The organism is Dietzia sp. B44 (assembly GCF_014145245.1).
Taxonomy (GTDB): Bacteria; Actinomycetota; Actinomycetes; order Mycobacteriales; family Mycobacteriaceae; genus Dietzia; species Dietzia natronolimnaea.
This window is the reverse complement of sequence record NZ_JAALEF010000115.1, coordinates 1-3,043: the sequence shown is the minus strand read 5'-3', so window position 1 is coordinate 3,043 and position 3,043 is coordinate 1. Positions and strand designations below refer to the sequence as shown.

The following is a 3,043-nucleotide window of genomic DNA, read 5'->3' as shown; positions in this document are numbered from 1 at the left end:
GCGCCCCCGAGCGCGCGGCGGCGGGCGGACCCCCACCGGGCATCGTGGCCAGTCGGCGACGCAGCTCAGCGACGCGGTCCGCCGTGCCGAGGCCGGACAGATCAACGACAGAGGTGCCCACTACCATCACCACCAACTCCCACCCCGGACGACACGCCGCCAACCGCTCGGATCGAACTATTTTTCGATCACGGGGAACAGTGAACACCACGAGTCCGACACAGTGCAAGAACACCTGTTCGAACAGGGTTCTCCTCGTCGTCGTCCCCCGTCGTTCACCCGGAGCATCTACCCTCGGTGACCATGAAGGCCTCCATCGGGAACCGCATCGTGCTCATCGGCGCCGGGGACGTGGGCATCGCCTACGGCTACGCGCTCGTCAACCAGGGCCTGGCCGACCACCTGTCCATCATCGACATCGACCACGACAAACTGGTCGGCGAGGTCATGGACCTCAACCACGGCGTCGTGTGGGCACCCTCCCCCACCCTCGTCACGGAGGGCACCTACGACGACTGCGCGGACGCCACGATGGTGGTGATCTGCGCCGGCGCCGCCCAGCGACCCGGTGAGTCGCGGCTCGACCTGGTCGGCAGGAACATGGCGATCTTCGAGGGGATCGTCGGCGACATCATGGCAACCGGCTTCGACGGCATCCTGCTCGTGGCCACCAACCCCGTCGACATCCTCGCCCAGGCCTCGTGGCGCTACTCCGGCCTGCCCTCCGCGCAGGTCATCGGCTCCGGCACGATCCTCGATTCCGCGCGTTTCCGGTTCATGCTGGGCGAGTACTACGACGTCGCCCCGATGAGCGTGCACGCCTCGATCATCGGCGAGCACGGCGACACCGAACTACCGGTCTTCTCGTCGGCCAACGTCTCCGGGGTGCCTCTGCGCCGGGATCTCGACGGGGACCCGGCCACGCGGGAACGATTGGCCCAGATCTTCACGGAGACCAGGGACGCCGCCTACCGGATCATCGACTCCAAGGGGTCCACCAGTTACGGCATCGGCATGGGGCTCGCCCGCATCACGCGCGCCGTCCTACGCAACGAGCAGGTGTCGCTCCCTGTCTCCACGTTGCTGCGGGGCGAGTACGGCGAGGACGGGATCTACATCGGTGTGCCCGCGGTGATCGGACGGACCGGCGTGCAACGCGTGGTGGAGCTGGAACTCGACGCCACCGAGACCGAACAGTTCGCCCGCAGCGCGTCTGCGCTGCGGGCGGTGTCGGAGCAGTTCGAGATACTGCGCTGAGTCAGGGGGTCGCGGGGGGATCGCTGGCCGGGAACGACTCGTCGCCCCACTCGTCGGCGACCGCGTCGTCGTGGTCATACCGGGCCTTGTCCGCGGGCTCCTCGGAATGCTGGCCGATGCGGTCAGGGTTCTGCGGACTCGTCATGATTCATCCTCCTGCCGCCGTACGGGGTGTGCGGCGATACTCAGATTACCGGAGACCACCGGCCCCGGGCGCGACGGAGAACACACCATCGCGGTCACTACGGGAACAGGAAAGAGCGCCATGCACAGCACCGACTACACCGACACACTGATCCTGCCCGCGGCCGACACCAGGGCCGAGACGGCCACGGCACCGCCGGCCGGGAAACGCTCGATCGCCGAGTTGCAGTACGAGAGGCTCTCGGGTGCGGACTACACCTGGACGAGCGACGACCTGCTCTTCGACGTCCACTGCGCTCGCAAGGGCATCGGGGAGGCCGACCGCGCGGCCGAACGCGAGCAGTTCTTCTCCAAGGGCCAACCCTGCCTGCGCACCTCCCCGTTGACCAAGACGTACGGCTGGGCGATGCACTTCGACTCCGGCGGGAGGATCGCGCTGCTGCCTATGGGCTCGGACCGTCTGGCCGAACTGCAGACCGACCCGTCCGTGACGATCAGAACCGCCATGAAGAGTTCCCGCTAGCCCGGCTCGACGTCCGGCAGGGAGCGCAGCCACTCAAGCACCGGGTCGCAGATGACCCGGGCGAACTCCTCGTACCCCGCCGGACCGGGGTGCGCCCCGTCGCCGGCGGTGACCTCGCGCATCCACGCCCCGCCGGGCCGCAGGGAATCGAAGGTCGGCACGAACGGCACCCCGGCCTCGGCGCACACCGCGGCCATGGCCGCGGCACGGGCGGCGATCCGCTCGTTGACCTGCTCCCACATGACCGGTGGCGGCCCCACCACCAGGAACCGCCCCTCGGGAGCACGGGCGATCATCCCCCGCAGCGCCGAGACCGTGCCCGCCTCCTCGACACGGAGGGCACCCTCGTGCTCCATCACGTCGTTGACGCCGAACTCTGCGATCACCGCCGTGGTCGGGAACGCGGCCCGTCGGCGGTCGACCTCGTCCCAACGGGCCAGGATCATCTCGGAGGTGTCCCCGCCGATCCCCGCGACGGTGGTGTGGAGGCTCAGGCCCACCCCGGCGCCCTCCTCGACCAGGTGCGCGGTCCATCCACGTCCGGTCTCGTCGCCGTACCCGGCCACGAAGGAGTCACCGATGATGCAGACGGGGAGGTCGCGCGGTTCGCTCACTACGCCACGGTAGCTGGCCGGCGAAAACGCCAAGAGTGTTCCGCACACCCCACTCCCGGGCGATGTGTGTGGAACGCTCTTCCGACGAACAGGCGCGCCGGGTGGGGGGCGTCGCCCGTCAGTCCAGGTGTCGGGACTGCGCCCAGCGGGTGAGCGCGTGCCGGTTGGACTGCTGGGTCTTGCGCAGCACGTTGGAGGCGTGCGTCTCCACGGTCTTGACCGAGATGAACAGCTTCTCGGCGATCTCCTTGTAGGTGTACCCGCGTGCCAACAACCGCAGCACCTCCTTCTCCCGCGGAGTGAGGGAGTCGACCTCGGGGTCGTGGACGGGCTCACCCCGCTCCTCCGGCCCGGGCGCGGCGCGGGCGAACGCGTCCAGGACGAACCCGGCCAGGCGCGGGGAGAACACCGCGTCCCCGTCGGCCACGCGGCGCACGGCGTCGGCCAGTTCCTCACCGGAGATGGTCTTGGTGACGTACCCGCGCGCCCCGCCTCGGATCACGGC

At 69.2% G+C, this 3,043-nt stretch carries 5 protein-coding genes; 2 read left to right on the top strand and 3 right to left on the bottom strand.

Going from position 1 to position 3,043, the window contains the following annotated elements; translation table 11 throughout:
- Nucleotides 1-303 precede the first annotated feature (303 nt).
- Entirely contained in the window at nt 304-1,257 is a 954-nt protein-coding gene (locus G6017_RS04740) for an L-lactate dehydrogenase (protein WP_182610529.1), read from the top strand.
- A 1-nt stretch (nt 1,258) separates the two neighbouring features.
- Here the strand turns inward: G6017_RS04740 and G6017_RS04735 are convergent, their stop codons facing one another.
- The gene (locus G6017_RS04735; protein WP_179524701.1) at nt 1,259-1,402 is read right to left on the bottom strand and encodes a hypothetical protein; all 144 of its coding nucleotides are present in this window, start codon (nt 1,400-1,402) and stop codon (nt 1,259-1,261) included.
- Between the two features lie 120 nt (nt 1,403-1,522).
- On the opposite strand from G6017_RS04735, the gene G6017_RS04730 reads away from it, so the two are divergent.
- The gene (locus G6017_RS04730) at nt 1,523-1,924 is read left to right on the top strand and encodes a DUF6157 family protein (protein ID WP_182616170.1); all 402 of its coding nucleotides are present in this window, start codon (nt 1,523-1,525) and stop codon (nt 1,922-1,924) included.
- Here the strand turns inward: G6017_RS04730 and G6017_RS04725 are convergent.
- Together G6017_RS04725 and G6017_RS04720 are read right to left on the bottom strand one after the other, a co-directional pair.
- The gene (locus G6017_RS04725) at nt 1,921-2,538 is read right to left on the bottom strand and encodes a GDSL-type esterase/lipase family protein (RefSeq protein WP_182616169.1); all 618 of its coding nucleotides are present in this window, start codon (nt 2,536-2,538) and stop codon (nt 1,921-1,923) included. The genes G6017_RS04730 and G6017_RS04725 overlap by 4 nt on opposite strands.
- Before the next feature lie 118 nt (nt 2,539-2,656).
- Nucleotides 2,657-3,043, bottom strand: a 387-nt coding sequence (locus G6017_RS04720) for a response regulator transcription factor (RefSeq protein WP_182616167.1), incomplete at its 5' end; no start/stop codon positions are given.

What these genes read in the sequence shown, in the direction of transcription:
- G6017_RS04730 (WP_182616170.1), top strand. Translation starts at nt 1,523, where the DNA reads ATGCACAGCACCGACTACACCGACACACTGATCCTGCCCGCGGCCGAC.
- G6017_RS04740 (WP_182610529.1), top strand. Translation starts at nt 304, where the DNA reads ATGAAGGCCTCCATCGGGAACCGCATCGTGCTCATCGGCGCCGGGGAC.
- G6017_RS04735 (WP_179524701.1), bottom strand. Translation starts at nt 1,402, where the DNA reads ATGACGAGTCCGCAGAACCCTGACCGCATCGGCCAGCATTCCGAGGAG.